The sequence below is a fragment of the Streptomyces sp. AN091965 genome, from assembly GCF_022698285.1.
In the GTDB taxonomy this organism is placed as follows: domain Bacteria; phylum Actinomycetota; class Actinomycetes; order Streptomycetales; family Streptomycetaceae; genus Streptomyces.
The window spans coordinates 8,197,293-8,224,281 of record NZ_JALDMY010000001.1 but is presented as its reverse complement, the minus strand read 5'-3'; the positions used below and the strand labels follow the sequence as shown (position 1 = coordinate 8,224,281).

The following is a 26,989-nucleotide window of genomic DNA, read 5'->3' as shown; positions in this document are numbered from 1 at the left end:
GGTCACCCGGCGGGCGACGGCTCCGGCGCGCGGAAGGGGGCGACGAGGCCGGGCAGCGCCGCCTCCGCGAAGCACAGCCCGTCACGCACGTCCACGTCACGGATCCGGACGGCGCCCTTCCCGGCGGCCGTCGTGGCCGTCAGGGTGAACAGTCCGGCTCGGCGCTGGCCGTACGACTGTCTGCCGGTGAAGCCGACGATCCGGTCGCGCCGCAGCGCCACCGTGCGGCGCACGAACGTGCCGTGCCGTACGACGATGTAGTCGCCGCTGAGGGCGTGACCGAGGCCGCGGTAGGCGTCCCGCGCCAGCGGGTAGCCGCAGCCCGCGGTGAGCAGCGCGGCCGCGGCACCGCTCCACCAGGGCAGGAGGCCGGCCGCCGTCACCGCCCCGGCCAGGGCGGCCGCCGCGGCCGGGGCCAGCAGACAGCCGCGCACCAGACGGCGGCGCAGCGCGGCCCGGGGGTGGCCGCGCAGCTCCGCTCGTGCGATCGGCGACGCCACCTCGTTCAGGACGTCGGCCGTCACCTGGTGCGCGGAGTCCAGGGGCGCGGGCGGCAGGAGCTGCGCCGGGTTGGAGAAGCGGTTCGCGGACCCGCCGAGGCCGGTGGCCAGGAGGGTGAGCCGGCCGGCGGCGACCGCGCGCAGCGGCAGCGGCTGGCCGAGCTCCACGCCGCAGACGCGCCGCTCGGCCACGGACACCGAACGGGAGGTGAGCAGGCCGCGCATGAGGTGCAAGGAGCCTTCCGGCTCCCGCTCGATGCGGTGGCCGTACCACGCCTCGGCGAAGGACACGAGGGAGCCCGCGACCCCGATGGCCAGGAGCACGGCCGCCACGACGGCGACGGCCACCGCGACCGGCAGCGCGTCGAGCCGGTCCCAGGTGTCCCGTGCGACACGGCTGTCGGTGAGGTCGAGCCCGAGGGTGTCCAGAAGCTTGGATCCGCCGGTGACCACGGCCAGGACTCCGGCCAGGCTGGTGACGGTGAGCGGTGCGTACCGGGCCCAGGACCAGTTCAGCCGCGCGAGCGGCACCGGCAGCGCGGGGGCCGCGTCCGTGCCGCGGCCCGGCCCGCCGCGGTTCAGGAGCAGCGCCCGGAACTGCACGGCCTGGGCGCGCGAGATGCCGTCGAGGACCAGCTCGTCGTCCTCGCTCTTGCCGGTGTGCTGACCCGTGCCGACCTTGACGGCCGCGAGGCCGAAGAGCCGGTGCACGGGGTTGGCGGTCAGGTCGGCGCTGCGGACGCGGTCGCGCGGTATCGACTTGTCGGTACGGAACAGCAGGCCGGAGTGGAGTTCGACCTCGCCGTCGGTGATGCGGAAGCGGGTGGTCCGGTAGCGGACCCACTCGTGTCCCGCCTGCACGGCGGCGACCACGATGTAGGAGCCGAGCACGATCCAGCCGTGCGCGTTGAGCAGGTCACGGGCCAGGAACATGGTGCCGAGCAGGGCGGCGGCCGGGCCCGCGAGCCAGCTGACGCTCACGACGACCATGCGCGGGTGCAGCCGCTGCCACGGCGGCCGGGCCACGGGGGTGCGGGGCGGGCTCGGCACGTCGGGCCCCTTCGTCGCCGTCGTCACGTGCCGTCCTCGTGCAGGGCGCGGACGCGCTCGGTGAGGTCGCGGACCATGGCGGTCGCGAGCGTGTCGTCCAGGCCCGCGATGGTGACCGGGCCCGCCGCCGACGCGGTCGTCACGGTCACCGCGGACAGGCCGAACAGCTGCATGAGCGGGCCGCGCTTGGTGTCCAGGGTCTGGATGCGGGTGAACGGCACGACGCGCCACTCCCGCACGAGCCAGCCCGAGGCGGCGCACACCGCGGCGTCACCGGCCTCCCAGCGGTGTACGCGGTAGCGGTACCAGGGGGTGAGCAGCGCGTAGCCGACACCGAGGGGGCACGCGGCCGCGAACACGGGCCACAGCCACGACGGCGCGTCGGGGAGCAGCGCCAGGCCCGCGAGAGCGGCAAGGACCGGCACGACGACCAGCACGTTCTGCGTCGTCCACCAGTAGACGGCGCGGCGGTCCAGGCAGCGGCCCGGCCGCGGCGCGCCCAGCGCCTGCGGCACGTCCGGCGCCGGCACCGGCTGCCGCGTCTCGTGTGGCACTGCTCCTCCGCCCGGTCGGCTGTCTTGATGACACCAGCCAAACAAGCGGGGCGGCGGAGCAGGCAGAGCGGTTCGTGTGGAGTGGAAGCGACCAAGGTTGCAACTTCGGCGGCGCGCTACCCACTTTCGTACGCTCCCATGTGTCCTATGGACCACATGTGCGTGTGCGGCGCGGGGGCGCCGTTAGGGTGACCGCGTGATAGGGCCGATTCGATGGTTGGGCCGCAGCGCCGTTCAGGACACCATCCTCGTCGCCGCACTCATCGCACTCAACGTCTTCGTCGCTTTCTGGAGCGGCTTTCCCCGGGAGGATCATCCGCGGTTTGGGCCGTGGGCGGGGTTGGGGTTGCAGGTGGTTGTGGTGGTGGTGTTGGTGGTGCGGCGGGTGTGGCCGTTGTTGGTGTTGGGTGTGGCGACGGTGTCGGCGGTGTTGATGTCGTTGTCGGTGTGGTTGGCGCCGGGGTTGTTGGTGACGTCGGTGGATGGGTCGGGGGTGTGGGTGCCGTTGGCGGCGCCGTTCGCGGCGTATTCGGCGGTGGTGTATTCGTCGCGGCCGCGGGGTGCGTGGGTGTTGACGGGTGTGTTGACGTTGGTGGCGACGCGGTTGTGGGAGTTGTCGTTCGCGGTGGCGGCGTCGGGGGTGTTGTTGACGGCGGTGCCGGCGTTGTTGGGGATGTATGTGGCGGCGCGGCGGGGGTTGATCGCGGCGTTGACGGAGCGGGCTGAGCGGGCGGAGCGGGAGCAGTTTTTGTTGGCGGAGCGGGCGCGGGCGGAGGAGCGGGTGCGTCTTGCGGGGGAGATGCATGATGTGGTGACGCATCGGGTGTCGTTGATGGTGTTGCAGGCGGGGGCGTTGCGGGTGGTGGCGACGGATGAGCGGGTGCGGGCGGAGGCGGAGGGGTTGCGGGCTGCGGGGTGTCAGGCGTTGGAGGAGCTCAGGGATTTGGTGGGGGTGTTGAGGTCGCCGGAGAGTGCGGCGGGTGTGGTGGGTGGGGTGGGGGATTCTGGTGGGGTGTCGGGTGGGGTGGGTGTGGGTGATTTGGGGTTGTCGGTGTTGGTGGAGGAGTCGCGGGCGGTGGGTGTGGAGGTGGAGTTGAGTGAGGTGGGGGATCGTTCGGTGTCGTCGCCGGTGGTGGCGCGGACGGCGTATCGGATTGTGCAGGAGGGGTTGACGAATGTGCGGAAGCACGCGCCGGGGTGTGGGGTGTGGGTGGAGGTGCGGTATGAGGCGGATCGGGTGCGGTTGAGGGTGCGGAATACGGCGCCGACGGGTGCGGTGGATCGGGAGTTGGCGTCGAGTGGGTCGGGGAGTGGGTTGAAGGGGTTGCGGCAGCGGGTGGAGCTGGTCGGGGGGACCTTCGAGTTCGGGCCCCGCCCCGACGGCGGCTTCCACATCGAATCCGAGCTTCCGATCTACGTCCCCACGACCCGCAGCTGGATCCGCCCGCGCCGCCCCCGCACGGTCGGCCAGGGCTGACGAGTCCCCCGCCGCGTGCGGCACCCGGTCGACTGCGGTGCGGCCGGGCCACCCGCGCCGGGCCGCGGCGGGGCCGGGCCGCGACGGGTCGCGGTCAGGGTGTGCCGGAGCCGGGGCGGCATGGAGAAGGCCGGAGCCTCATGGCTCCGGCCTTCTTGGTTCCGGGTGGTCGCGGGCTTCCCGCGTACGGCGGGAGGGGGGACGCCCTGATGGGGCGCGGGGCCCTGTCCGGCTGCGGCTCCGCCGCGCGGGGGCGTCCGGCCACGCGGCGGCGGCCCGCCGCGTTCAGCGGCTGACGAGCCCCGCGTCGTACGCGAGCAGGCCCGCCTGGGTCCTGTTGGTGCACTCCAGCTTGACGAGCATGCGGGAGACATAGCCCTTGACGGTCGCCTCGCTCAGGAACAGCTTCGTGGCGATCTGGGCGTTCGACAGGCCCTCGCCGAGGCAGGTGAGCACGTCCGTCTCCCGCTCGGTGAGCTTGCCGACGAGGGCCTTGGCCCGCTCCCGCGCCGCGTCCTCGTCGGACGAGGCGGCCACGATGCGGCGCATCGCCACGGGCGAGAGCACCGTGTGCCCGTCGGCGGCCACCCGGACGAGGCCGATCAGGTCCTCGGGCGGCGTCGACTTCACCAGAAATCCACTGGCGCCACTGCGCAGCGCCCGCATCACATACTGATCGGCGTCGAATGTGGTGAGTGCCACGACCTTGGGTGGCTGGTCCAGTTTCATGATGCATTCGATAGCCGTGAGGCCATCCACACCCGGCATCCGCAAATCCATGAGGACGAGATCGGGGCGATGCCGCATCACGGCCTCCACCGCGGCGGCTCCGTCGTGGGCGGCGTCGACGACGTCGATATCCTCGGCCGATCCCAGGATCGTTCTCAAATGTGCGCAGACCATGGGTTCGTCATCGACGACCAGCACCTTTACGACTTCATGCCCCATGCCCACCAGTCTATCCATGGGCCGCATCCAGAGGCAGTACGGATTCGATGTGGAAGCCGCCGTCGGGGCGGGGCCCGAACTCGAAGGTCCCCCCGACCAGCTCCACCCGCTGCCGCAACCCCTTCAACCCACTCCCCGACCCACTCGACGCCAACTCCCGATCCACCGCACCCGTCGGCGCCGTATTCCGCACCCTCAACCGCACCCGATCCGCCTCATACCGCACCTCCACCCACACCCCACACCCCGGCGCGTGCTTCCGCACATTCGTCAACCCCTCCTGCACAATCCGATACGCCGTCCGCGCCACCACCGGCGACGACACCGAACGATCCCCCACCTCACTCAACTCCACCTCCACACCCACCGCCCGCGACTCCTCCACCAACACCGACAACCCCAAATCACCCACACCCACCCCACCCGACACCCCACCAGAATCCCCCACCCCACCCACCACACCCGCCGCACTCTCCGGCGACCTCAACACCCCCACCAAATCCCTGAGCTCCTCCAACGCCTGACACCCCGCAGCCCGCAACCCCTCCGCCTCCGCCCGCACCCGCTCATCCGTCGCCACCACCCGCAACGCCCCCGCCTGCAACACCATCAACGACACCCGATGCGTCACCACATCATGCATCTCCCCCGCAAGACGCACCCGCTCCTCCGCCCGCGCCCGCTCCGCCAACAAAAACTGCTCCCGCTCCGCCCGCTCAGCCCGCTCCGTCAACGCCGCGATCAACCCCCGCCGCGCCGCCACATACATCCCCAACAACGCCGGCACCGCCGTCAACAACACCCCCGACGCCGCCACCGCGAACGACAACTCCCACAACCGCGTCGCCACCAACGTCAACACACCCGTCAACACCCACGCACCCCGCGGCCGCGACGAATACACCACCGCCGAATACGCCGCGAACGGCGCCGCCAACGGCACCCACACCCCCGACCCATCCACCGACGTCACCAACAACCCCGGCGCCAACCACACCGACAACGACATCAACACCGCCGACACCGTCGCCACACCCAACACCAACAACGGCCACACCCGCCGCACCACCAACACCACCACCACAACCACCTGCAACCCCAACCCCGCCCACGGCCCAAACCGCGGATGGCCGTTGTCCACGTTGCCGATGGCGACCAGAACGTTGGCCACGATCAGAGCGGTGAGAAGAATGAGGTCGGACGCCACCGGACGGAACGTCTTGGTCCGCTGTGCTCCGGCCGTCCTGACGTGCTGCACGACAAGCCCACCCCCGTACATGTCGGCTTCGCGCTGTGTGGGTCGTGGAGAGCTTAATGCGTGCTGCCCGGAGGCCGCAGCCACCCTCCTGACCTGCGGCTTTAACGCCCCCTTAGCGCCTTTTGGGGCCTCGGACCCAAGGTCGCGGCAGCGGGGCCGTGCATCCCCGGCCCGGCGCACACCAGGTCCACGAGAGGGGGAACGCGTCATCCGGTCACAACTTTCGTCGGTAGCGGTACCAACGTTTCCCTCTGCCCCGCCGGGTACCGGAAGCGATTGAATAAGTCCTGTTGGCAGCCCGGCGGGAACACCGGGAAACGGAGCGAGAAGCACGCGAGCGCTCACCCCGTACAGAACAATTGAGGAGCGACATGCTGTGGGTCGGCATCGTCCTGGCGGTTCAGGGAATCGGTTCATTCCTGACTGAGCGCATCTGGGACACAAAATTCGGTGTCACGGCATTGCTGCCGGAAGACACTCCCTCGTGGGTGAGCCTGGCGATCGGAATTGTCGGTCTGATCGTCCTCGCGTTCTGCGTGAGTTCACGGTCCCGCAAGTCCGTGCACAGCTGACATTCCATAGACTCCCGGTGGCCGGTTCTCCCCCGTAACTGGCCACCGGGTCCTTTTTGGCCGCTCATACGACTGGGCGGGGCGGTCACCACGTCGCACACGCGTGGTGACCGCCCCGCCCAGTGGCGTTTCACGACGTGAGGTGCGCCTTCAGGACGGCGATCACGTCCGCGGCGTGGTCCGTGAGGTAGAAGTGGCCGCCGGAGAACACCTTCATGTCGAAGGAACCCAGGGTGTGCGGCTCCCACGCCCGCGCCTCGTCGAGCGTGGTGCGCGGGTCGTCGTCGCCGACCAGGACCGTGATGGGGCTGCCGATCTGCGCGCCGGCCTCGGCGCGGTAGGTCTCGATGGCGGTGTAGTCGCTGCGGATGGCCGGCAGGACCATGCGCAGCACCTCCTCGTCGCCGAGCACCCGCGGGTCCGTGCCGCTGAGCTTGCGCATCTCGGCGATGATGCCCTCGTCGTCGCGCTGGTGGACGTTCTCGGGCCGGAACCGGGAGGGCGCGCGGCGGCCGGAGGCGAAGACGTGCACGGGGGCCTGGCCGTCCTTCTCCAGGCGCCGGGCCACCTCGAAGGCGAGGACGGCGCCCATGCTGTGCCCGAAGAAGGTCAGCGGCAGCGTCGTGTGGCCGCGCAGCGCCTCGGCGATGCGGTCCGCCATCTCGGCGACGGTCTCGATGCCCTTCTCGGTGTGGCGGTCCTGACGCCCCGGGTACTGCAGGGCGATCACGTCGGCGACCTGGCTCAGGGCGGCCGACACCGGGAAGTAGAAGCTGGCGGAGCCGCCCGCGTGCGGGAAGCAGACGAGACGGCGGCGGGCGTCGGGGGCGGGGTGGTAGCTGCGGACCCACAGGTCGGCTGTGGTCGTCATGACGGTGTCCATCCAAGGTCGTCGGTGGCGGTACGGATCGAGACGGGGCGGGAAACAGACCGAAGGCGGGCCTCAGCCCGCCTTCGACGGCGTGCGCACGAGCGTGCCGTACGCACGTGAACAGCATGCACCCCAACTCACTTGAGCGGGAAGCGCACTTCCCCGGCCACGATCGGGTTCGCGTAGTTCTTGCTGGAGATCTTGATCCGGTTCAGGGCGAGGCCGGTGAGCGCCTCGAAGACGGCCCTGCGGGCGTTCATGGCGGTGGAATAGCCCGCGTCCAGGTGCGGGGCGACCTCGACCACGTCCATGCCGACCAGGTTCGTCTCGTGGGCGATGCGGCGCAGCGCGGTGAACAGCTCGCGGGTGGTGAGCCCGGCGGGCTCGGGGGTGCCGGTGCCGGGCGCGAACGCCGGGTCCAGGACGTCGATGTCCAGGGACAGATAGACGTGGTCGGCGACCGCGCGGGCCTCCTCGATGACCTTGTCGATGACCGCGGCGAAGCCGATCCGCTCGATCTCGGCCATGAAGTGCGAGCGCATCCCGGCCCGGCGCATCCAGTTGAACAGCTGGTCGTCGGGGCCCGAGATGGTGCGGATGCCGACCTGGATGACGTTGGGCCCCGGCACCATCTCCTCGTCGATGAGGCGCCGGATCGGCGTGGTGTGGGTGGCGCGGTGCCCGAACAGCTCCTCGTGGCAGTCCGGGTGCGCGTCGAAGTGGATGACGGCGATGGAGCCGCGCCCGTGCACCTCCGACAGGGCGCCCACGCTGGGCCACAGCAGCGAGTGGTCGCCGCCGAGGACGACGGGCCGGGCCCCGACCTCGGCGATCTCGCGGACCAGGCCGCGGATGGGCTCCATGGACCGGGTGATGTCGAAGGGGTCGACGGCCGCGTCGCCGTAGTCGACGACCTTCAGGATGTTGAAGGGGTTGACCCGGGTCGCGGAGTGCACGAAACCCTCGGGCGTGGCGTACAGGTAGCGCTCGTCGGCGCGGATGGCGCGCGGCCCGTAGGCGGCGCCGCGGTGCCCGCTGGAGACGTCCACGGGACAGCCGACCACGGCCACGTCCACCTCGCCCGCCCGCAGGTCCTCCTGGGTGAGGGCGAGGGGGACGCCCATGAAGGTGGGCACGCCGGAGTAGGACGGCTGGACGTAGTAGCGGCGCAGGTCGATGGGGCCCGGCTCGCGCCGCGGGAAGGTGGAGCGATCGACCTCCCGCCGCCAGGCCTCGGACTCGGGTGTCTCGCTCATCTGTCTCCTCGGATACGGGGGTGGAACGCGACGGCGCCGCGCCTCGGAGGGGGCGCGGGCCGTCTGGGGGGGGGGTGCGGTGCTACCGGGCGGTGCCGCTGACGGGCAGCCGGGTGCAGCCACTGATCACGGGCGAGCTGCGGCGCCGCACGGGACCGGCGACGCGCAGCTCGGGCAGGCGCTCCACCAGGACGCGCAGCGCCGTCTCGCCCTCCATGCGGGCCAGGGGGGCGCCGATGCAGTAATGGATGCCGCCGGAGAACGACAGGTGCTCGGCGGGGTCCTCACGGGTGAGGTCGAAGCGGTCCGGCTCGTCGTACACCTCGGGGTCGCGGTTGGCGGCGCCGATGAGGACGACGACGGAGCTGTCGGCCCGGATGTGGTGGCCGGCGAGGGCGATGTCCTGGTGCGGGACGCGCTGGGCCTGGAGGGCGGGCGAGTCGTAGCGCAGGGTCTCCTCGACGGCGCGCGGCGCGAGATCGGGGTCGTCGCGCAGCAGGTTCCACTGCTCGCGGTCGCCGGTCATCGCGAGGACGGCGTTGCCGATGAGGTTGGTGGTGGTCTCGAAGCCGGTGACGGCGAGGACGGTGCAGAAGGCGAGGAGTTCCTCGGTGCTGAGCTTGCCGTCGCCGTGGGCCGTGGTGAGGCGGCTGATGAGGTCGTCGCCCGGGTCCTTGGCGCGCAGCTCGATCAGTTCGGTGAAGACCTGGTCGAGGTCGTCGACGGCGGCGCGGAAGTCCCGTGCCATCTTCAGGGACTTGACGCCGTCGATGACGGGTCCGACCTTGCGCCCGGCTCGGACGAACCGCTCGTGGTACTCCTCGGGGACGCCGAGGAGCTCGCCGATCACGAGCAGCGGCAGGGGCCCCGCGAAGTCCTCGATGAGGTCGAAGTCGCGCCCCGCGGCCTGGTCGAGCAGGCCGTGGCAGAGCTTCTCCACCTGGATGCGGTACTTGCTGATCATCTTGGGGCCGAAGGCGGGCTGGGCGAGCCGCCGCAGGCGGGTGTGGTCGGGCGGGTCGAGGCCGAGGATGGAGCTGTTCCAGGGGATGTCGGCCATCATCTCGTGCCCGGGTACGCCGCCCTGCTCCCGGTTCAGGAACAGCGTGCGGTCGCGCAGCACCTTGCTGCCGAGCTCATGGCTTCCGGTGACCCAACTGCCCAGGTGGCTGCGGTGGATGGGGCCGCGCTGGCGGACCTTCGCATACAGCGGGTAGGGGTCCTCCTTGCCCTGGAGCAGATGGGTGAAGGGGTCGCCGAAGAGGCCGAAGGCGCGCAGGACCGCGCGGGTCACGCCCAGCTTGGCGCTGAACTTGAACCCGGCCGACTTGCTCTCCATGAGCGTGGTCATCACTGCTCCTTGCGCGAGGCGGTCCGGGTGGGCCTGAGGGCCTGCTCCGGCCCGAGGGCCACCACGTCGAAGTGGCGGGTGGTGACGTCGAGACGGTGGATGAGCCGGTCGGGCCCGGTGACGTGGACCGTGCCCACGCCCTGGGCGCGCAGGGTGTCCACGACGGGGTGCCAGCGCACGGGGTGGTCGAAGGTGTCGAGGAGGAGGGTGCGCATCTGCTCCGCGCTCGTCACCAGGGAGCCGTCGTGGTCGGCGACCACCGGCAGCTCGGGGTCGGCGAGGTCGAACTTGGCGAGGACCTCTTCCTCGACGCGGGCGCGCAGGCCCGTGAGGATCCGGCAGTGCGCGGGCGGTTTCATCGAGTACAGCGAGTAGCCGCCGGCGGCGCTGATGCGCCGCTGGAAGGACTCCAGGACCTGCTCGCGCAGGGTGACCATGTGCATGCCCTCGTCGAGGCGCCCTGAGGACTCGTGGAACTCGCCGCGCTCGGCGAGCTCCCCGAGGACCTCGGTGAGCGCCGCCTCGGGCACGCGGGTGATGGTGAGCGTCACCAGGTCCTGGTGCTCCTGCTCGAAGAACCGCTGCTCGCACAGGGCGAGTTCGTAGGTCAGGCGGGTCGCCTCGGCGAAGGGCAGGGCGCCGCTGAACGCCGTCGCGGCCTTCTGGCCGAAGCTGAAGCCGACGCAGAGGTCCGGCCTGAGGCCCTGGGTCTCGACGGCCCGGTCCGCGAGGGCCACCGAGTTGATGAAGAAGGCGACCTGGGCGAACTCCCCGAAGTCCGTCGCCTGGGTGCGGAAGCCGTCGAGGACCGACCGGCCGAGCGCTTCGTCGGCGGCGGCGAGGCGTCCCCGCACGAAGGGGTCGATCATCATGAACTTGCCCACGTCGGTGAAGCGCGAGGGCCCCATGCCCGGAAACACCACGGCGCTGCGTGCCTGGTCGGTCGTCATCGTGTCCGCTCTGTCTGTCCTGTGCTGGTGGTGCGGTCTGTACGGGGTGCCGGCCGGGCGGCTCAGACGGAAGCGGCGAGTTCCGCCGTGGTCCGCTCGGCCGCCCGCTGTTCGAGGGCCCGTCGGTCGGGCTTGCCGTTGCGGTTGAGCGGGAAGCTGTCGATGACGACGACCCGGTTGGGGTGTTCGTACGAGGGCAGCGCGTCCTTGATGCGGCGGCGCCACTCGGCGACGTCCTGGCCGGTGGGGTCCTCGACGAAGAAGACCAGCTCGGCGCCGCGCGCGTCGTCGGGCAGGGCGATCACCTTGACGGTGCAGCCCGCGACGGCGGCCCGCCGCTCGATGATCTCCGGGTAGAGCGTGTATCCCATGCGGTGCACGGCGAGTTTGCGGCCCGCCACGAACAGGTTGCCGTCCGCGTCGAGGTGGCCGAGGTCGCCGGTGCGGTACCAGCCCTGTTCGACCGGGGCGAGGGTGCCGTCCTCGGCGAGGTAACCGGCCATCATGTCGGGGGTGTTGACGACGAGCTCGCCCATCTCCCCGGCCGCGAGGACGTGGCCGTCGTCGTCCTGGACCGTCATCTCCAGGCCCTTCATGACCTGGCCGCAGGCGACGGGGTTGTCGATGGTGGCGAACGCGATGTTGCCGAGCTCGGTGCTGCCGTAGCTGTCGAGCAGCGGCTGGCCGAAGGCGTCGGCGTAGGCGTCCGAGAGCGCCGGGTCGAGCGGGGCGGCTCCGCTGCAGAACATCCGGACGCGGCCGAGGGCGGCCCGCACGTCCGCCTTGCTGCGGGCGAGGTTGAGCATGCTGCGGTAGGTGGCCGGGGTGGCGTCGATGACGGTCACCCCGCACTGGCCGCCCATGAGGAGCGACCGGTCGAGCCGCCGGTGCGGCGCGACGACGAGGGAACACTCGGCCAGCCAGGCGATGAGCACCATGGACAGGCCGTACTGGTGCGCGAAGGGCAGCAGCGGCAGCAGGACGTCGCCGGGGCCGTGGCCCATGTGGTCGGCGTTGCGGCGCAGGTTCTCCAGGAAGCGGCCGCCGTTCTTGACCACGCCCTTGGGGGTGCCGGTGGAGCCGGAGGACCACATGATCAGGCCGTCCGGCAGGGCGCACCACGCGTCGAAGTCGAGTGCGGGCTCGGTCGGGACCAGGCCCGAGGCCTCCACCAGGAGCTTGTACAGATAGACGGCGTCGCGCGTCTCCGCGGGCATGGGAGCGTCGTCGTCGAACAGGCACAGGCGGGCGCGCGTGCGCTCGACGATGCGCGCGGTCTCGCGGGCGTGCTCCTGCTGGTCGACGAGGACGATGGAGGCGCCGACGTGCATCAGCGCGAAGAACGCGTTCAGCCAGGCCGCCGAGTTTCCGGCCTTGAGCAGCACCCGGTCGCCCGGCCTGACGCCTTCCGCGCGCAGGACCATCGCGACCCGCAAGGTGTCCTGCTCGAATTCAGCGAAGGTCCGCGCCGAATCTCCCGTGAAGATGTTCGGTGTCATCAAAGCCGCCCCCTTTCCCGGTTCTGAGAATCAACGGGCACGAAAAGGTCGAGCAATTCTCCCGCCCCGGTCCAGTCGCCGGGGAGCTAGCGTAAAAGCTAGGCGGCACCCGGGCGCCGCAGAACCCCTATCCTCCCCCTAGCACCCCCTGAGCAGCCAACTTGCCGCTCACAGGGGCAAGCTGACGGGCCGTGCGAGGGACTACCTTCGACCGTGTTTCAGGCCATCTACTTCATCAGCCGCGGAGGCCCCGGTGGGAGTTCGGACAAAGGCCGGTCAGGGACCGGTCGAAGAACAGGATAAAGAACGGCAGGAGACATCCGCGATCCCGCCGGAGGAAAAGGAAGGAAAGGAAGAGGCGGCGCAGCCCAATGCCGCGGGACTGCCGGAGTTCGCCGGCCGCTGGGCGGGGGCGGTCGCGGGCGCGTCCGGCCTCGCGCTGCTGCTCGTCAGCACGCGGTACGGCTTCCAGGGCGACGAGCTGTACTTCCTGGGCGCCGGGCAGCATCTGGACTGGGGGTACGCGGACCAGCCGGTGCTCCTTCCGCTGCTCGCCCGGGCGATCGACGCGCTGTCCGGCGGCTCGCTGTTCGCGCTGCGGCTGCTGCCCGCGCTCCTCACCGTGGCGGGCGTGCTCGTCGCGGCGCTCATCGCGCGCGAGTTCGGCGGCGCGCGGCGGGCACAGCTGCTCACGGCGGCCGCCTACGGCTTCGCCCCCGCCGTCCTGATCAGCGGGCACGCGCTGTCGACGATGGCGGTCGACCTGTTCCTGTGGACGCTGGTGAACTGGCTCCTCGTGCGCTGGGTGCGCACCCGCGAGGACCGGCTGCTGCTGTGGACGGGCCTGGCGACGGCCCTCGCCCTTCAGGGCAAGTATCTGATCGTCGGCTACTGGTTCGTCCTCGCGGTCGCCGTGTTCGTCGTCGGCCCGCGCGAGCTGCTGCGCCGCAAGGAGCTGTGGATCGGCGCGGCGGTCTCCGTCGTCACGTCGCTGCCGGGTCTGATCTGGCAGGCGCGGCACGACTGGCCGCAGCTGGAGATGTCCAAGGTCCTCGCCGACGAGGGCATCCTGGGCGGCCGTGCGGGCTTCCTGCCGTATCTGATCGTCCTGTCCGGCGGGGTGTTCACCGTCGTCCTGGTCTACGGCCTGGTGCGGCTCCTGCGCTCGCCGGAGCTCGCGCCGTACCGGTTCCTGGCGTGGACGTTCCTCGGTCTCACGGCCGTGTTCCTGGTCACCGGCGGCCGTCCCGCGTACGTGGTGGGCGCGTTCGCGCCGCTGTGGGCCGCGGGCGCGGTCGCGCTCGGCCGCGGCGAGGGTGCCCGCTGGTGGCGGTGGGTGGCCGCCTGGCCGGTGGTCGCCCTGACGGCCCTGGTGTGCGTGGCCCTGTCGCTCCCGGTGTATCCGGTGTCGCAGGTGACGAAGACCGAGCAGCCCGACAACAACCCGATGACCGCCGAGACGCTGCGCTGGCCGCACCTGATCGACGCCGTCGAGAAGGCGTACGAGACGCTGCCCGCCGACGGGCGCAAGCGGGCCGTCGTCGTCACGCAGTACTACGAGGAGGCGGGCGCCGTCGACCACCTGGGCGCCGACCGCAGCCTGCCGTCCGCCTACAGCGGCCACCGCGGCTACTGGTACTTCGGCGCGCCGTCGGACTCCTCGGGGCCGGTCCTGTACGTGGGCAGGGACGTCGCGAAGCTCAAGCCGTACTTCTCGTCCGTGAAGAAGGCCGCGAAGGCGGCGGGCGGCCCCGGCGAGAGCTTCGTCGACGGGGTCCCGGTGTGGGTGCTCGACGGCCGGAACAAGCCGTGGTCGGAGATCTGGAAGGACTACGGCCACCTGTCCTGACCGCGCTCCGGCGCCCCGCACGCGGACGGCCCCGCCCCCACCTTCCGGTGGGGGCGGGGCCGTCGCCCTTGGCGGGTCAGAGCTGCTCCAGCCACTCCTCCACGGCGCGTGCCGTGGTGCGGGAGTGCTCCTCCATCACCGTGAAGTGGGTGCCGGGCACGTCCGCGGTGGAGTGCTCCAGCTTCCAGGAGGGGCGCCAGTCGTAGTCCTTCGTCCACTCCATGAGCGGCTCTCCCGCCCGGACCAGGAGCGTGGGCGCCCGCAGCTCCTCCGGCAGCAGGCCGAGGAACATGTAGCGGGCCATGGCGGTCACCCAGGCGTCGCCCCAGTCATCGGCTTCGGCGTCCCCCGGTCCGTGCCCCGAGTCGTAGCGTTCGCTGAGCTGTTCGCCCATCGCGGCCGCCATGTCGCCGAGCGCCTTCTCGTCGACGTAGGTGTCGACGAGCGCCACACCGGCGGGTCCGGCGCCCCGGCGCTCCAGCTCCCGCGCCACGGCGTGGGCGACGAGGCCGCCGGAGGAGTGCCCGGACAGGACGTACGGCTTGTCGCCGACGTGGCGCTGCACGGTGTCGGCGTGCAGCCGCACCAGCGCGTCCTTGTCGGCGGGCAGCAGCTCGCCCTCCAGGAAGCCGGGGTGCGTGATGACGCTGACGTCGCGCCGGTCGCGGAAGTACGCGCCGAAGCGGGCGTAGTCGTACGCGCTGGACCGCCCGACGTACGAGGTGAACAGCACCAGGGCGGTCTCCTCCGGGCCGCGCGCGAGGGTGAACGGGGCGCGCGGGGCGCCGAGTTCGGACTCCTCGGTGAACGAGGCGCGGAACTGGGCCATGGTCCGCAGGAGCGGGATCAGGTCGTCGGCCCGGCCCTGCCGCGCGGCCTCGTCGTACAGCTCGGCGAGGCCGGTCGCGGGCCGGGGCGCGGCCGGGTGCGCGGGCGGCTCGGGCGCCGGTGCGGGCTGCCGCGGCGCCTCCTCGACCCGCTGCGGACGCCCGGCCCCGCTCCCGGGCCGTGCCGCCGTGCCGGCCGGGGGCAGGGCCTGCTCCAGGTCGTGCGCGAGCCGGTCGGCCAGCGCCCTCGGGGTGCGGTTCTGGAAGACCAGCGTCGCGGGCAGGCGCAGGCCGGTCGCGGCCGCGAGGCGGTTGCGCAGCTCGACTCCGGTGAGGGAGTCGAAGCCGAGCTCCAGGAAGCCGCGTTCGTCCTCGACGCGGTCGGCGGAGGCATGGCCGAGTACGACCGCCGCCTGGTCGCGGACCAGCGCGCCGAGCAGTTCGGCGCGCTCGGCGCCGGAGGCCGCGGCGAGGCGGCGCGCGAACGCCTCCGCCTCGGACGCGGCGGCGCCGACGGCGGTGCGCCGGGCGGGCACCCGCACCAGGCGCCGCAGCAGCGGCGGCACGGCGTCGCCCTGGCGCGCGCCCGCCCGCAGGGCCGCCGTGTCCAGGCGTACGGGCAGCAGCAGCGGCGCGCCGAGCCGACGGGCGGCGTCGAGGAGTGCGACGCCTTCCGCCGAGGACAGCGGCAGGACGCCGCCGCGCGAGATGCGGGTGCGGCGGGCCTCGTCGAGGTGCCCCGTCATCTCGCTGCTCTCGGCCCACAGGCCCCAGGCGAGCGAGGTGGCGGGCACGCCCCGGGCGCGCAGGTGGTGCGCGAGGGCGTCGAGGAAGGCGTTGGCCGCCGCGTAGTTGCCCTGGCCGGGGCTGCCGAAGGTGGCGGCCGCGGAGGAGAACAGGACGAACTCCGCCAGGTCGTGCCCGGCCGTCAGCTCGGCGAGGTGGAGGGCCGCGTCCAGCTTGGGCCGCAGGACCGTGTCCACGCGCTCCGGCGTCAGGGACGCCACCAGGGCGTCGTCCAGGACTCCGGCGGTGTGGACGACGGCGGTCAGCGGGTGCGCCGCCGGGACCGTGGCCAGGGTCTCGGCCAGCGCGTCGCGGTCCGCCGCGTCGCAGGCGACCACGCGGGCCTCTGCGCCGAGGGCTTCGAGCTCGGCCACGAGGGCGGCGGCCCCCGGCGCGTCCGGGCCCCTGCGGCTGGTCAGGAGCAGTCGGCGGGCGCCGTGCTCGGCCACCAGGTGGCGGGCGACGAGGGCGCCGAGGGTGCCGGTGGCGCCGGTGATCAGGACCGTGCCCTCGGGGTCGGGGGTGCGGGGTGCCGCGGTGTCCTCGGGGTGCGGCGTGGCCGCGGGCACCAGGCGCGGCGCGAGCAGCGCCCCGTCGCGGACGGCGAGCTGCGGCTCGTCCAGGGCCAGGCCGTGGGCGAGCAGCGCGGCGGCGGTACGGCCGTCGGCGCGGTCGTCGGTGCCGCCCAGGTCGAGCAGCACGCACCCGGCGCCGTCCGGGCCGCCCGCCTGCTCGGACCGGGCGGAGCGGGCCAGGCCCCACACCGCGGCGTGCGCCGGATCGGGCACGTCGCCGCCGTCGGTGGCCACCGCGCCCCGGGTCACCAGGACCAGCGGGGCGGCGCCCAGGCGCGGCTCCGCCTGCCAGGTCTGGAGCAGGCCGAGCGCCCGGTGCAGGGCGGTGCGGGCCCGGGCGGCCGTGGCGTCGGCGGCCGCATCCGGGTCGGGGCCCGGCGCGAAGGTGACGAGCAGCGCGTCGGGCACCGCCGCTCCGGCGTCGAGGGCGGCGGCGAGCGCGTCGGTGTCGGCGTAGGCGTCCACGCGGGCGCCCGACGCGGTGAGTTCGGCGCCCACCTTCAGGTCGTCGGGGCCGACCGTGGCCCAGGTCAGGTCCTTCGCGTCGGCCGTGCCGGAGGGCAGCGGCGTCCACTCCACGCCGAACAGCGCGTCGCGGTGCCCGCCGCCGGAGGCCGCGCGCAGCTGCTCGGCGGCGACCGGGCGCAGTTCCAGGGAGTCGGCGCGGGCGACCGGGGCGCCGGTGTCGTCGGCGAACAGCAGGGCCACGCCGCCGGACGCGGCGGGGCGCACGCGGACCCGCAGCACGGTCGCGCCCTGCGCGGCCAGCGAGACGCCGGTCCAGGCGAACGGCAGCCGCACGCCGTCCGCCTCCGCGAAGGGCGCGAGGGCCACGGTGTGCAGGGCGGCGTCCAGGAGCGCGGGGTGCACGCCAAAGGAGCGGGCGTCGCGGTGGGCGCTCTCGGGCAGCCGCACCTCGGCGTAGACGGCCTCGCCCGCCGGGTCCCGCCAGGCGGCGCGCAGCCCCTGGAACGCCGGGCCGTAGGCGAGCCCGCCCTCGGCGAGGCGCTCGTAGAACCCGTCGAGGGGCACGGCTTCGGCGCCCTCGGGCGGCCACACCGTCAGGGCCGGGTCCCTCTCCTCGTACGCGTCGGCGGCGAGCGTGCCGGTGGCGTGCCGGGTCCAGGGGGCGTCGGTGGCGCCCTGGGCCCGCGAGGAGACGGTCAGCGGGCGGCGTCCGGTGGTGTCGGGGGCGCCGACCCACACCTGGAGGGTGACGGTGTCGTCGTCGGCGACGACCAGCGGCGCCTGGAGGGTGAGTTCCTCGACGCGCCCGCAGCCGACGTCGTCGCCCGCGCGCAGCGCCATCTCCACGTACGCGGTGCCGGGCAGGAGCACGGTCTCCCCGACGGCGTGGTCGGCGAGCCAGGGGTGGGTGCGCCGGGAGAGCCGCCCGGTCAGCACGTACTGGTCGGCGTCGGCCAGCTCCATCCGGGCGCCGAGCAGCGGGTGTCCGGCGGCCTCGATGCCGACGGAGGCCACGTCGCCCGTGCCCGCGACGGCGGGCTCGGGCCAGTAGTGCTCGCGCTGGAACGCGTACGTGGGCAGGTCGAGGGTGGTCTCGGCGCCGGGGAACAGTGCCGCCCAGTCGAGTTCGGCGCCGTGCGCGTGGGCCGCGGCGAGCGCGGTGAGGAGTCGCTCGGGGCCGCCCTCGTCGCGGCGCAGGGTGCCGAGCGCGACGGCGCTGGTGTGCGCGGTGGCGGCCGTGGCGTCGATGGTCTCCTGCACCGGGACGGTGAGCACCGGGTGCGGGCTCATCTCCAGGAACAGGGTGTGGCCTTCGCCGAGCAGGCCGCGCGTGGCCTGCTCGAAGAGGACGGTGTGGCGCAGGTTGCGGTACCAGTAGCCCCCGTCCATGGGCGTGTCGGCGCTGAGCCACGTGCCGGTGAGGGTCGAGTACAGCGGGATCTCGGCGGCGCGCGGGCTCAGCCCGGTCAGGGCCTCCTCGATGCGGGCCTCGATCTGCTCCACGTACGAGGAGTGCGACGCGTAGTCGACCGGGACGGTGCGCGCCCGCACGCCCTGCTCGGCGCAGTGGGCGGCCAGCTCGTCGAGGGCCTCGGGGTCGCCCGCGACGACGACCTGGGAGGGGCCGTTGACGACGGCGATCTCGACGCGTCCGGACCAGGCGGCGAGGAGCGTCTCGGCCTCGTCCTGCGGCAGGACGAGGGAGACCATGCCGCCCTTGCCGGAAAGATCGCGGATCGTCCGGCTGCGCAGGGCGACGACGCGGGCGGCGTCCCGCAGCGGCAGGACGCCCGCGACGCACGCGGCGGCAATCTCGCCCTGGCTGTGGCCGACGACGGCGGCGGGCCGCACTCCGGCGGCCTGCCAGACGGCGGCGAGCGAGACCATCACGGCGAAGAGGACCGGCTGGACGACGTCGACGCGGTCGAAGTTCCCGCCGCCCAGCTCCTCGGTGAGATCCCAGTCCACGAACGCGGACAGGGCGTCGGCGCACTCCCGCATCCGCGCGGCGAACACCGGCGACCCGTCGAGGAGTTCGCGGGCCATGCCCGCCCACTGCGCGCCCTGGCCGGGGAACACGAAGACCGGGCGGACCGGGCCGCCGAGGGCGCGGCCCGTGACGACGGCGCGGGCTTCCGTGTCGCCCTGCGCCAGTGCGTCGAGGGCGGCCAGGAGGTCGGTCCGGCCGCGCCCGTGCACCATCGCGCGGTGCTCGAACCGGGAGCGCGCCACGGCCAGGGACAGGCCCACGTCGGCGGGTTCGGCGCCGGGGTGCGCGAGCAGGTGCTCCCGCAGCTGTCGGGCCTGGGCCCGCAGCGCCTGCGGGGTCTTGCCGGACAGGGCGAGCGGCACCAGGCCGGGGACCACCGCCGGGGCGGCGGCTCCGGGCGCGGCGGGCCGCGCGGCCCGCGGGGCCTCTTCGAGGATCACGTGGGCGTTGGTGCCGCTGATACCGAAGGACGAGATGCCCGCGCGGCGCGGCGCGCCGTCGGCGCGTCCGGGCCAGTCCCGGCTCTCGGTGAGGAGCTCCACTCCCCCGCCGGTCCAGTCGACTTCGGGGGTGGGCGCGTCCACGTACAGGGTCTTCGGCAGCACGCTGTTGCGCATCGCCATCACCGTCTTGATGACGCCGCCGACGCCGGCGGCGGCCTGGGTGTGGGCGATGTTCGACTTGAGCGAGCCCAGCCACAGCGGCCGCTCGTCGGAGTGTGCCTTGCCGTACGTGGCGATGAGGGCCTGGGCCTCGATGGGGTCGCCGAGGGTGGTGCCGGTGCCGTGGGCCTCCACCGCGTCCACGTCGGCGGCCGTGAGGCGGGCGTCGGTGAGGGCGGCGCGGATGACGCGCTGCTGGGAGGGCCCGTTGGGGGCGGTGAGGCCGTTGCTGGCGCCGTCCTGGTTGATGGCGGAGCCGCGGACCACCGCGAGGACGGGGTGGCCGTTGCGGCGGGCGTCGGACAGGCGCTCCAGGACGAGCATGCCGACGCCCTCGCCCCAGCCGGTGCCGTCGGCCGCCGCGGCGAACGACTTGCAGCGGCCGTCGGGGGCCAGGCCGCGCTGGCGGCTGAACTCCGCGAAGGAGGTGGGTGTCGGCATGACGGCCGCGCCGCCCGCGAGCGCCATCGCGCACTCGCCCTGCCGCAGCGCGCGCACCGCCAGGTGCAGCGCGACGAGCGAGGAGGAGCAGGCGGTGTCCACGGTCACGGCCGGGCCTTCGAAGCCGAAGGAGTACGAGAGGCGGCCCGAGGCGACGCTGGCCGCGTCGCCGGTCATGACGTAGCCCTCGACGCCTTCGGTGCCGTGCAGCGTGGTCGAGTAGCCCTGGGTGGACAGGCCCACGAACACGCCGGTCTCGCTGCCGCGCACCGTGGCGGGGACGATGCCCGCGCGTTCGAGGGCCTCCCAGGACGTCTCCAGGAGGAGGCGCTGCTGGGGGTCCATGGCGAGGGCTTCGCGCGGGTTGATGCCGAAGAAGTCGGAGTCGAACTCGTCGGCGTCGTGGAGGAAGGCTCCGGTGGTGACGTAGGCCAGGCCCTCATCGCCGTCGAGGTCCGCCGGGGCGGTGACGTCCCAGCCGCGGTTCACGGGGAAGCCGGTGAGGCCGTCCTCGCCCGCGAACACCATGCGCCACAGGTCCTCGGGCGAGCGCACGCCGCCGGGGTAGCGGCAGCTCATGGCGACGATGGCGACGGGCTCGTCGTCCACGCCGTTCACGGTCGTGGCGGCCGGGGCGACGGGCTCGGGCAGCGAGCCGAGCAGCTCCGCGCCCAGGTGGGCGGCCAGGGCGACCGGCGTGGGGTAGTCGAAGACGAGGCTGGCGGGCAGGCGCAGCGCGGTGGCGCCGTTGAGGCGGTTGCGCAGCTCGACGGAGGTGAGCGAGTCGAAGCCGAGCTCCTTGAACGCCTTGGCGGCGTCGACCGATTCGAGCGACGGGTAGCCGAGGACGGCGGCGACGTTGTCCCGGACGACGTCGACGAGGGCCTGGTCGCGCTCCTCCGCGCCGAGCCCGGCGAGGCGCTCGGCCAGCGACTCCTGCCCGTCGGCCGCCGGGCCCGCCTGGGCGGTGGCGGCCCTGCGGACCTGGGCGCGGATGAGGCCGCGGAACAGCGGCGGCACGTCACCGCCGAACTGCCCGCGCAGGACGTCGAGTTCCAGTTTCATCGGCACGAGGGCGCCGTCGGCCTGGGCGAGGGAGGCGTCGAGCAGGGCGAGGCCCTCCTCGGCGGACAGGGCCGCCACGCCCGCCCGGTTCATCCGGTCGATGTCACCGTCGGCGAGGGCTCCGGCCATGCCGCCCTGGTCGGCCCACAGGCCCCAGGCCAGCGAGGTCGCGGGCAGACCCTGAGCCCGCCGGTACTGGGCCAGCGCGTCCAGGAACGCGTTGGCAGCCGCATAGTTGGCCTGCCCCGCACTGCCCAGCACACCCGCCGCGGAGGAGAACAGCACGAACGCCGACAGGTCCAGATCGGCCGTCAGCTCATGCAGGTTCACCGCCGCGTCCACCTTCGGACGCAGCACCGTGTCCAGACGTTCGGGAGTGAGCGAGGTCAGGATGCCGTCGTCGACGACACCGGCCACGTGCACCACCGCGCTCAGCTCCGAGCGCACCCCCTCCAAAAGCACGGCCAGAGCCTCGCGGTCGGCGACATCACACGCCGCGATCCGCACCCGCGCACCCAACTCCTCCAGCTCGGCCCGGACTTCACCCGCACCGGGAGCGTCCTCACCGCGCCGGGAGACCAACAGCAGGTCCCGTACACCGCGCTCACCGGCCAGGTGCCGGGCCACAACCCGGCCCAGCCCACCCAGGGCACCCGTCACCAGGACCGTGCCTGCGGGCTCGAAACGGGGCGGCAGGGTGAGCACGACCTTGCCGACGTGCCGGGCCTGGCTGAGGTAGCGGAACGCCTCCGGCGCCCGGCGCACGTCCCACGCCTTCACCGGCAGCGGCTTCAGCACACCCCGCTCGAACAGGCCGAGGATGTCCGCGAGCATCTCGCGGATGCGGTCGTGTCCGGCGTCGATCAGGTCGAAGCTGCGGTACGTGACTCCGGCGTGCTCCGCGGCGATGGCCTCGGGGTCGCGGAGGTCGGTCTTGCCCATCTCCACGAAGCGCCCGCCGCGCGGCAGCAGCCGCAGCGAGGCGTCCACGAACTCCCTGGCCAGGGAGTTGAGCACCACGTCCACGCCCTGGCCCGCGGTGCCTTCGGTGACCGAGGCCTCGAAGTCCAGCGTCCGGGAGGAGGCGATGTGCGAGTCCTCGACGCCGAGGCCCCGCAGGACGTCCCACTTGCCCGCGCTGGCGGTGCCGTACACCTCGGCGCCGAAGTGCCGCGCCAGCTGCACCGCGGCCATGCCCACACCACCGGCGGCCGCGTGCACGAGGACCGACTCGCCCGCCTCCAGACCGGCCAGGTCCCGCAGCGCGTAGTACGCCGTGAGGAACACCGTCGGCACCGACGCGGCCTGCGCGAAGGACCAGCCCTCGGGGATCCGCGCCACCATGCGCCGGTCCGCGACCGACAGCGGGCCGAAGGCGCCCTCCAGGAGGCCGAGGACCCGGTCGCCGACGGCGAGGTCCGTGACGTCCGGGCCGACCTCCACGACGACGCCCGCGCCTTCGGTGCCCATGACCGCGTCGCCCGGGTACATGCCCAGGGCGATCAGCGGGTCACGGAAGTTGACGCCCGCCGCGCGCACCTCGACGCGCACCTCACCGGCGCCCAGCGGCCTGCTGCCGGACACCTCGGCGTCCTCGGCGACGGGCAGCAGCGCCAGGTTCCCCAGGGTTCCCCGTCCGGTGACGCCGAGCTGCCAGTCCGCACCGGCCGGGGCCGCGAGGGCGCCGCCGCCCGCACGCATCAGGCGCGGCGCCCACACCACGTCGCCGCGCACCGCGGCCTGCGGCTCGTCGAGCGCGAGGAGGGCGGGCACCTGGGTCAGCGACGCCGCGGAGCCGTCGAGGTCGACGAGGACGATCCGGCCCGGGTTCTCCGACTGCGCGGACCGCAGCAGACCCCACACCGGAGCGTCCACCAGACCTTCGGCCGACACCACGTCACCGGCACCCACACCCACCGCACCGGACGTCACCACGACCAGACGGGAATCCTCACCGCCCTCGAAGGACAGCCACTCCCCCACCACGCCGAGCGTGCTGTTCAGGGAGGCGCGCACCGACGCGGCCGTACCGCCCCCGTGCTGCCCGCCGACGCAGGTGACGAAGACGGACTCCGGCACGGCAGCCCCGCCCCCGACCGCCTCCGCGAGCGCCGCCACATCCGCGTACGCCGCCACCGTCGCACCGGCGCCCTCCAGAGCACCCCGCAGACCCCACTCGTCCGCACCCAGCACCGCATACGCGGCACCGACCGTCACGGCGGGCGCGGACACCACGCTCCAGTCGACCCGGAACAGCGAGTCGTTGCGGCCGCCCTGTTCGGCGCCCGCGTCCGGCGCGGCGATGGGCCGCAGGACGAGGGAGTCCACGGCGGCGACCGGCTGCCCGTCGGTGTCGGCGACGGCGAGGGCCACGCCGTCCGTTCCCGCGGCGGTCAGGCGGACGCGCAGCGCGGACGCGCCGGTCGCGTGCAGGGACACCCCGGTCCAGGAGAAGGGCATGCGGCCCTGCTCGGTGTCGGAGACGAAGGTGCCGAGGCCCAGCGGGTGCAGCGCGGCGTCGAGGAGCGCCGGGTGCAGGCCGTACGCAGCGGCCTCCTCCCGGTCCTCCTCCGGCAGCGCGACCTCGGCGAAGAGTGCGTCGCCGCGCCGCCAGACGGACCTCAGGCCGAGGAAGGCCGAGCCGTAGCGGAACCCGGCGGCGGCCAGGCTCTCGTACAGCGCCTCGGTGTCGGCCCGCTCGGCTCCGGCGGGCGGCCACTCGGCGAGGTCGGCGTCGGCGGGGCGGGCGGCCGGGGCGGGGGCGAGCGTGCCGGTGGCGTGGCGCAGCCACGGCTCGTCGGACCACAGGTCGTCGTCGGACACGTGCTGGGGCCGCGAGTAGAGGTTCACCGGGCGGCGGCCGAAGGCGTCGGCGGCGCCCACGGCGAGCTGCATCTGCACGCCGCCGCGCTCGGGCAGGACCAGGGGCGCCTGGAGCGTCAGCTCCTCCAGGTGCGCGCAGCCGACGCGGTGTCCGGCGTGCAGGGCGAGCTCGACGTAGGCCGTGGCGGGCAGCAGGACGGTGCCCGCCAGGGCGTGGCCCGCGAGCCACGGGTGGGAGGCGAGCGAGAGCCTGCCCGTGAAGAGGTAGCCGTCCATGTCGGCGAGGGCGACGGCGGCGCCGAACAGCGGGTGGTCCGCCGGGTTCAGACCGGTGGCACGCGCGTCGCCGACGCCGCCGACGGCGGGGCGCGGCCAGTAGCGCTGGTGCTGGAAGGCGTACGTCGGCAGGTCGACGCGGCGCCGCGACTCGACCGGCGCGTACAGCGGCGCCCAGTCGACGGTGACGCCGCGCACGTGCGCCTTGGCGAGGGCGGTCAGGAACGCGTCGGGCTCGGGGCGGTCCTTGCGCACCGCGCCGACCAGGCCCGCCTGCGCGGCGGGGTCGGTGAGGGTGTCGTGCGCCATCGCCGTGAGCACGGAGTCGGGGCCGAGCTCCAGGAGCGTCGAGACGCCGAAGTCTGTGAGGGCGTTGAGGCCGTCGTGGAAGCGAACCGCCTCACGGATGTGGCGGACCCAGTACTCCGGGTCCTTCAGCTCCGCGGCCTTCGCGAGCGCGCCCGTGAGGTTGGAGACCACCGGCAACGTCGGGTCCTGGTACGTCAGCTTGGCCGCGACCTCGCGGAAGTCATCGAGCGCCGGGGCCATGAGGGGCGAATGGAAGGCGTGGCTGACCTTCAGCCACTTCACCTTGCGGCCGTCGCCGCGCAGGGTCTGTTCCAGGGCTTCGAGGGCCGTGCGCTCGCCGGAGAGCACGATCTGAGCGGGGCCGTTCACCGCCGCCACGCCGACGCGGTCGGCCACGTCCGCGAGCAGCGGCAGGACCTCGGCCTCCGCGATCTGGACGGCCAGCATGGCGCCGCCCTCGGGCAGGGCCTGCATCAACCGCCCACGCGCCGCGACCAGTTGAGCCGCGTCCTCCAGCGACCACACCCCGGCCACGTACGCGGCAGCCAGCTCACCGATCGAGTGCCCGCCCACGATCTCCGGACGCACACCGAAGGACTCCGCCAGACGGAACAGGGCGACTTCCATCGCGAACAGTGCGGGCTGCGCGTAGCCCGTCTGCTCAAGGAGATCCGCGTCGGTACCGAACATCACGCTCTGGAGCGAACGTTCTATCCACGGATCTATATGAGCACACACCTCGTCCAACGCATCCGCGAACACCGGGAACGTCTCGTACAGCTCACGGCCCATGCCCAGGCGCTGACTGCCCTGGCCGGTGAAGACCACGCCGAGGCGGCCCTCGACGACCGAGCCCGCGAGGGCTCCCGGGCCGCCGGACGCCAGGGACTCCAGGCCCGCGAGGAGGTCGGCGCGCTCGCGGCCGAACACCACCGCGCGGTGCTCCAGCGCGGACCGGCCCGACAGCAGCGACCAGCCGACGTCCACGGCGTCCTGGCCGGTGGTGCCCGCGACGTGCTCGCGCAGCCGCTCGGCCTGCTCCCGCAGCGCCTCCGCGCTGCGGCCCGACACCAGCCACGGCACGGCCGTGACCGGCGCGACCGGCTCCACGGTCTCTCCGGGCTCCTCGACCGGCGCCTGCTCCACGATCACATGCGCGTTGGTGCCGCTCACGCCGAAGGAGGAGACACCGGCGCGGCGCGGGCCGCCGTCCTCGCGCGCGGCCCACTCCCGGGCCTCCGTGAGGAGCTCCACGGCTCCGGCGGACCAGTCGACGTGCGTGCTCGGGCGGTCCGTGTGCAGGTTCTCGGGCAGGACGCCGTGGCGCATCGCCATGACCATCTTGATGACGCCCGCGACGCCCGAAGCGGCCTGGGTGTGGCCGATGTTGGACTTCACCGAGCCGAGGAGCAGCGGCTGGTCCGCGGGGCGGTCCTGGCCGTAGGTGGCGAGCAGCGCCTGCGCCTCGATGGGGTCGCCGAGGACCGTGCCGGTGCCGTGGCCCTCGACTGCGTCGATGTCGCTGGTGGCGAGGCGGGCGGCGGCGAGGGCCTGGCGGATGACGAGCTGCTGGGAGGGGCCGTTGGGCGCGGTCAGGCCGTTGCTGGCACCGTCCTGGTTGACGGCGGAGCCCCGGACGACGGCCAGGACCTCGTGGCCGTTGCGGCGGGCGTCGGACAGGCGCTCCAGGGCGAGGACGCCGACGCCCTCGCCCCAGCCGGTGCCGTCGGCGGCGTCGGCGTACGGCTTGCAGCGGCCGTCGCCCGCGAGACCGCCCTGGCGGCTGAACTCGGCGAACGCGCCGGAGGTGACCATGATGGCGACGCCACCGGCGAGGGCGAGGTCGCACTCGCCCTGGCGCAGCGCCTGCGCCGCCAGGTGCAGGGCCACGAGCGACGACGAGCAGGCGGTGTCGACGGTGACCGCCGGGCCTTCGAGGCCGAACACGTACGACAGGCGGCCGGAGATGACGCTGGAGACGTCACCGGTGAGCAGATAGCCCTCGACGTTGTCCGGCGAGGCCATGAGGGCGGGTCCGTAGCCCTGGGCGGTGGCGCCGACGAACACGCCGGTGCGGCTGCCGCGCAGCGAGGCGGGCGGGATCCCGGCCCGCTCGAAGGTCTCCCACGTGGCCTCCAGGAGGAGCCGCTGCTGCGGGTCCATGGCCATGGCCTCGCGCGGGGATATCCCGAAGAAGGCGGCGTCGAAGTCGCCCGCCTCGTAGACGAAGCCGCCGCCGCGCTCCGGGCCTTCCGGCGTGCCGTCGCCGGTGCGCCCGGCGAGCGCGTCGACGTCCCAGCCCCGGTCGGCGGGGAAGGCCGAGAGGGCGTCCCGCCCGTCGGCCACGAGCTGCCACAGGTCCTCGGGACCGCGCACGCCGCCGGGGTAGCGGCAGCTCATTCCGACGATGGCGATGGGCTCGGGCTCCTCCGACTCCACTTCGCGCAGCCGCTGGCGCGTCTCGTGGAGGTCGGCGGTCACCCGCTTGAGGTAGTCGAGGAGCTTTTGCTGGTCCGCCATCGGAAACTCACCTGTTCGCGTAGTCACAGAAAAATCGCGCAGTCGACAAAGCGCGCAGTAACGGAAGAACCGCGCTGAGAGGGCCGGCCGGTCCGGCGCCACGGCCCCGGTC

Annotated in this window: 13 protein-coding genes; 3 read left to right on the top strand and 10 right to left on the bottom strand. The window is 73.3% G+C overall.

Annotated features, from left to right (window positions below):
• Window positions 1-2: 2 nt before the first annotated feature.
• Both MQV74_RS34370 and MQV74_RS34365 read right to left on the bottom strand, forming a co-directional pair.
• Window positions 3-1,577 (bottom strand): PH domain-containing protein, encoded by a 1,575-nt coding sequence (locus MQV74_RS34370; RefSeq protein ID WP_242726803.1) that lies wholly within the window; start codon window positions 1,575-1,577, stop codon window positions 3-5.
• Complete coding sequence (locus MQV74_RS34365) at window positions 1,574-2,104, bottom strand: PH domain-containing protein (protein ID WP_242726801.1); 531 nt, start codon at window positions 2,102-2,104, stop codon at window positions 1,574-1,576. Before MQV74_RS34365 ends, MQV74_RS34370 begins: the two co-directional genes overlap by 4 nt.
• A 196-nt stretch (window positions 2,105-2,300) precedes the next feature.
• Between MQV74_RS34365 and MQV74_RS41245 the strand changes: the two genes are divergently transcribed.
• Complete coding sequence (locus MQV74_RS41245) at window positions 2,301-3,581, top strand: sensor histidine kinase (protein WP_308402338.1); 1,281 nt, start codon at window positions 2,301-2,303, stop codon at window positions 3,579-3,581.
• A gap of 285 nt (window positions 3,582-3,866) precedes the next feature.
• Here MQV74_RS41245 and MQV74_RS34355 read toward each other — a convergent pair whose 3' ends face one another.
• A complete protein-coding gene (locus MQV74_RS34355; RefSeq protein ID WP_030689541.1) occupies window positions 3,867-4,529 on the bottom strand; it encodes a response regulator transcription factor in 663 nt (220 codons plus the stop codon).
• 10 nt (window positions 4,530-4,539) lie between these two features.
• Window positions 4,540-5,736 (bottom strand): sensor histidine kinase, encoded by a 1,197-nt coding sequence (locus MQV74_RS41240; RefSeq protein ID WP_308402337.1) that lies wholly within the window; start codon window positions 5,734-5,736, stop codon window positions 4,540-4,542.
• 422 nt (window positions 5,737-6,158) lie between these two features.
• Between MQV74_RS41240 and MQV74_RS34345 the strand changes: the two genes are divergently transcribed.
• Window positions 6,159-6,359 (top strand): hypothetical protein, encoded by a 201-nt coding sequence (locus tag MQV74_RS34345; protein ID WP_171075917.1) that lies wholly within the window; start codon window positions 6,159-6,161, stop codon window positions 6,357-6,359.
• Window positions 6,360-6,489: 130 nt separating this feature from the next.
• Here the strand turns inward: MQV74_RS34345 and MQV74_RS34340 are convergent, their stop codons facing one another.
• The 5 genes from MQV74_RS34340 to MQV74_RS34320 all read right to left on the bottom strand — a co-directional run bounded on the left by MQV74_RS34340 (window position 6,490) and on the right by MQV74_RS34320 (window position 12,286).
• Window positions 6,490-7,230, bottom strand: coding sequence for a thioesterase II family protein (locus MQV74_RS34340; protein ID WP_242726797.1), 741 nt, complete (start codon window positions 7,228-7,230; stop codon window positions 6,490-6,492).
• 137 nt (window positions 7,231-7,367) lie between these two features.
• Window positions 7,368-8,486 carry an agmatinase gene (gene speB, locus MQV74_RS34335; RefSeq protein ID WP_138963081.1) on the bottom strand — a complete coding sequence of 373 codons (1,119 nt, stop codon included), beginning with the start codon at window positions 8,484-8,486 and terminating at the stop codon, window positions 7,368-7,370.
• Between the two features lie 82 nt (window positions 8,487-8,568).
• The gene (locus MQV74_RS34330) at window positions 8,569-9,837 is read right to left on the bottom strand and encodes a cytochrome P450 (RefSeq protein ID WP_242726794.1); all 1,269 of its coding nucleotides are present in this window, start codon (window positions 9,835-9,837) and stop codon (window positions 8,569-8,571) included.
• A complete protein-coding gene (locus tag MQV74_RS34325; protein ID WP_242726791.1) occupies window positions 9,837-10,787 on the bottom strand; it encodes an ACP S-malonyltransferase in 951 nt (316 codons plus the stop codon). The genes MQV74_RS34330 and MQV74_RS34325 overlap by 1 nt, the downstream gene beginning before the upstream one ends.
• 62 nt (window positions 10,788-10,849) lie before the next feature.
• On the bottom strand, window positions 10,850-12,286 hold the full coding sequence (locus MQV74_RS34320) for a class I adenylate-forming enzyme family protein (RefSeq protein WP_242726788.1): 1,437 nt from the start codon (window positions 12,284-12,286) through the stop codon (window positions 10,850-10,852).
• A gap of 253 nt (window positions 12,287-12,539) precedes the next feature.
• Here MQV74_RS34320 and MQV74_RS34315 point away from each other — a divergent pair, with 253 nt between their 5' ends.
• Window positions 12,540-14,135, top strand: coding sequence for an ArnT family glycosyltransferase (locus MQV74_RS34315; protein WP_242726785.1), 1,596 nt, complete (start codon window positions 12,540-12,542; stop codon window positions 14,133-14,135).
• A 76-nt stretch (window positions 14,136-14,211) separates the two neighbouring features.
• Here MQV74_RS34315 and MQV74_RS34310 read toward each other — a convergent pair whose 3' ends face one another.
• Window positions 14,212-26,877 carry a type I polyketide synthase gene (locus MQV74_RS34310; RefSeq protein ID WP_242726781.1) on the bottom strand — a complete coding sequence of 4,222 codons (12,666 nt, stop codon included), beginning with the start codon at window positions 26,875-26,877 and terminating at the stop codon, window positions 14,212-14,214.
• Window positions 26,878-26,989: the final 112 nt, after the last annotated feature.

What these genes read in the sequence shown, in the direction of transcription:
- MQV74_RS34355 (WP_030689541.1), bottom strand. Translation starts at nt 4,529, where the DNA reads ATGGGGCATGAAGTCGTAAAGGTGCTGGTCGTCGATGACGAACCCATG.
- MQV74_RS34345 (WP_171075917.1), top strand. Translation starts at nt 6,159, where the DNA reads ATGCTGTGGGTCGGCATCGTCCTGGCGGTTCAGGGAATCGGTTCATTC.
- MQV74_RS34340 (WP_242726797.1), bottom strand. Translation starts at nt 7,230, where the DNA reads ATGACGACCACAGCCGACCTGTGGGTCCGCAGCTACCACCCCGCCCCC.
- speB (WP_138963081.1), bottom strand. Translation starts at nt 8,486, where the DNA reads ATGAGCGAGACACCCGAGTCCGAGGCCTGGCGGCGGGAGGTCGATCGC.
- MQV74_RS34330 (WP_242726794.1), bottom strand. Translation starts at nt 9,837, where the DNA reads ATGACCACGCTCATGGAGAGCAAGTCGGCCGGGTTCAAGTTCAGCGCC.
- MQV74_RS34325 (WP_242726791.1), bottom strand. Translation starts at nt 10,787, where the DNA reads ATGACGACCGACCAGGCACGCAGCGCCGTGGTGTTTCCGGGCATGGGG.
- MQV74_RS34320 (WP_242726788.1), bottom strand. Translation starts at nt 12,286, where the DNA reads ATGACACCGAACATCTTCACGGGAGATTCGGCGCGGACCTTCGCTGAA.
- MQV74_RS34310 (WP_242726781.1), bottom strand. Translation starts at nt 26,877, where the DNA reads ATGGCGGACCAGCAAAAGCTCCTCGACTACCTCAAGCGGGTGACCGCC.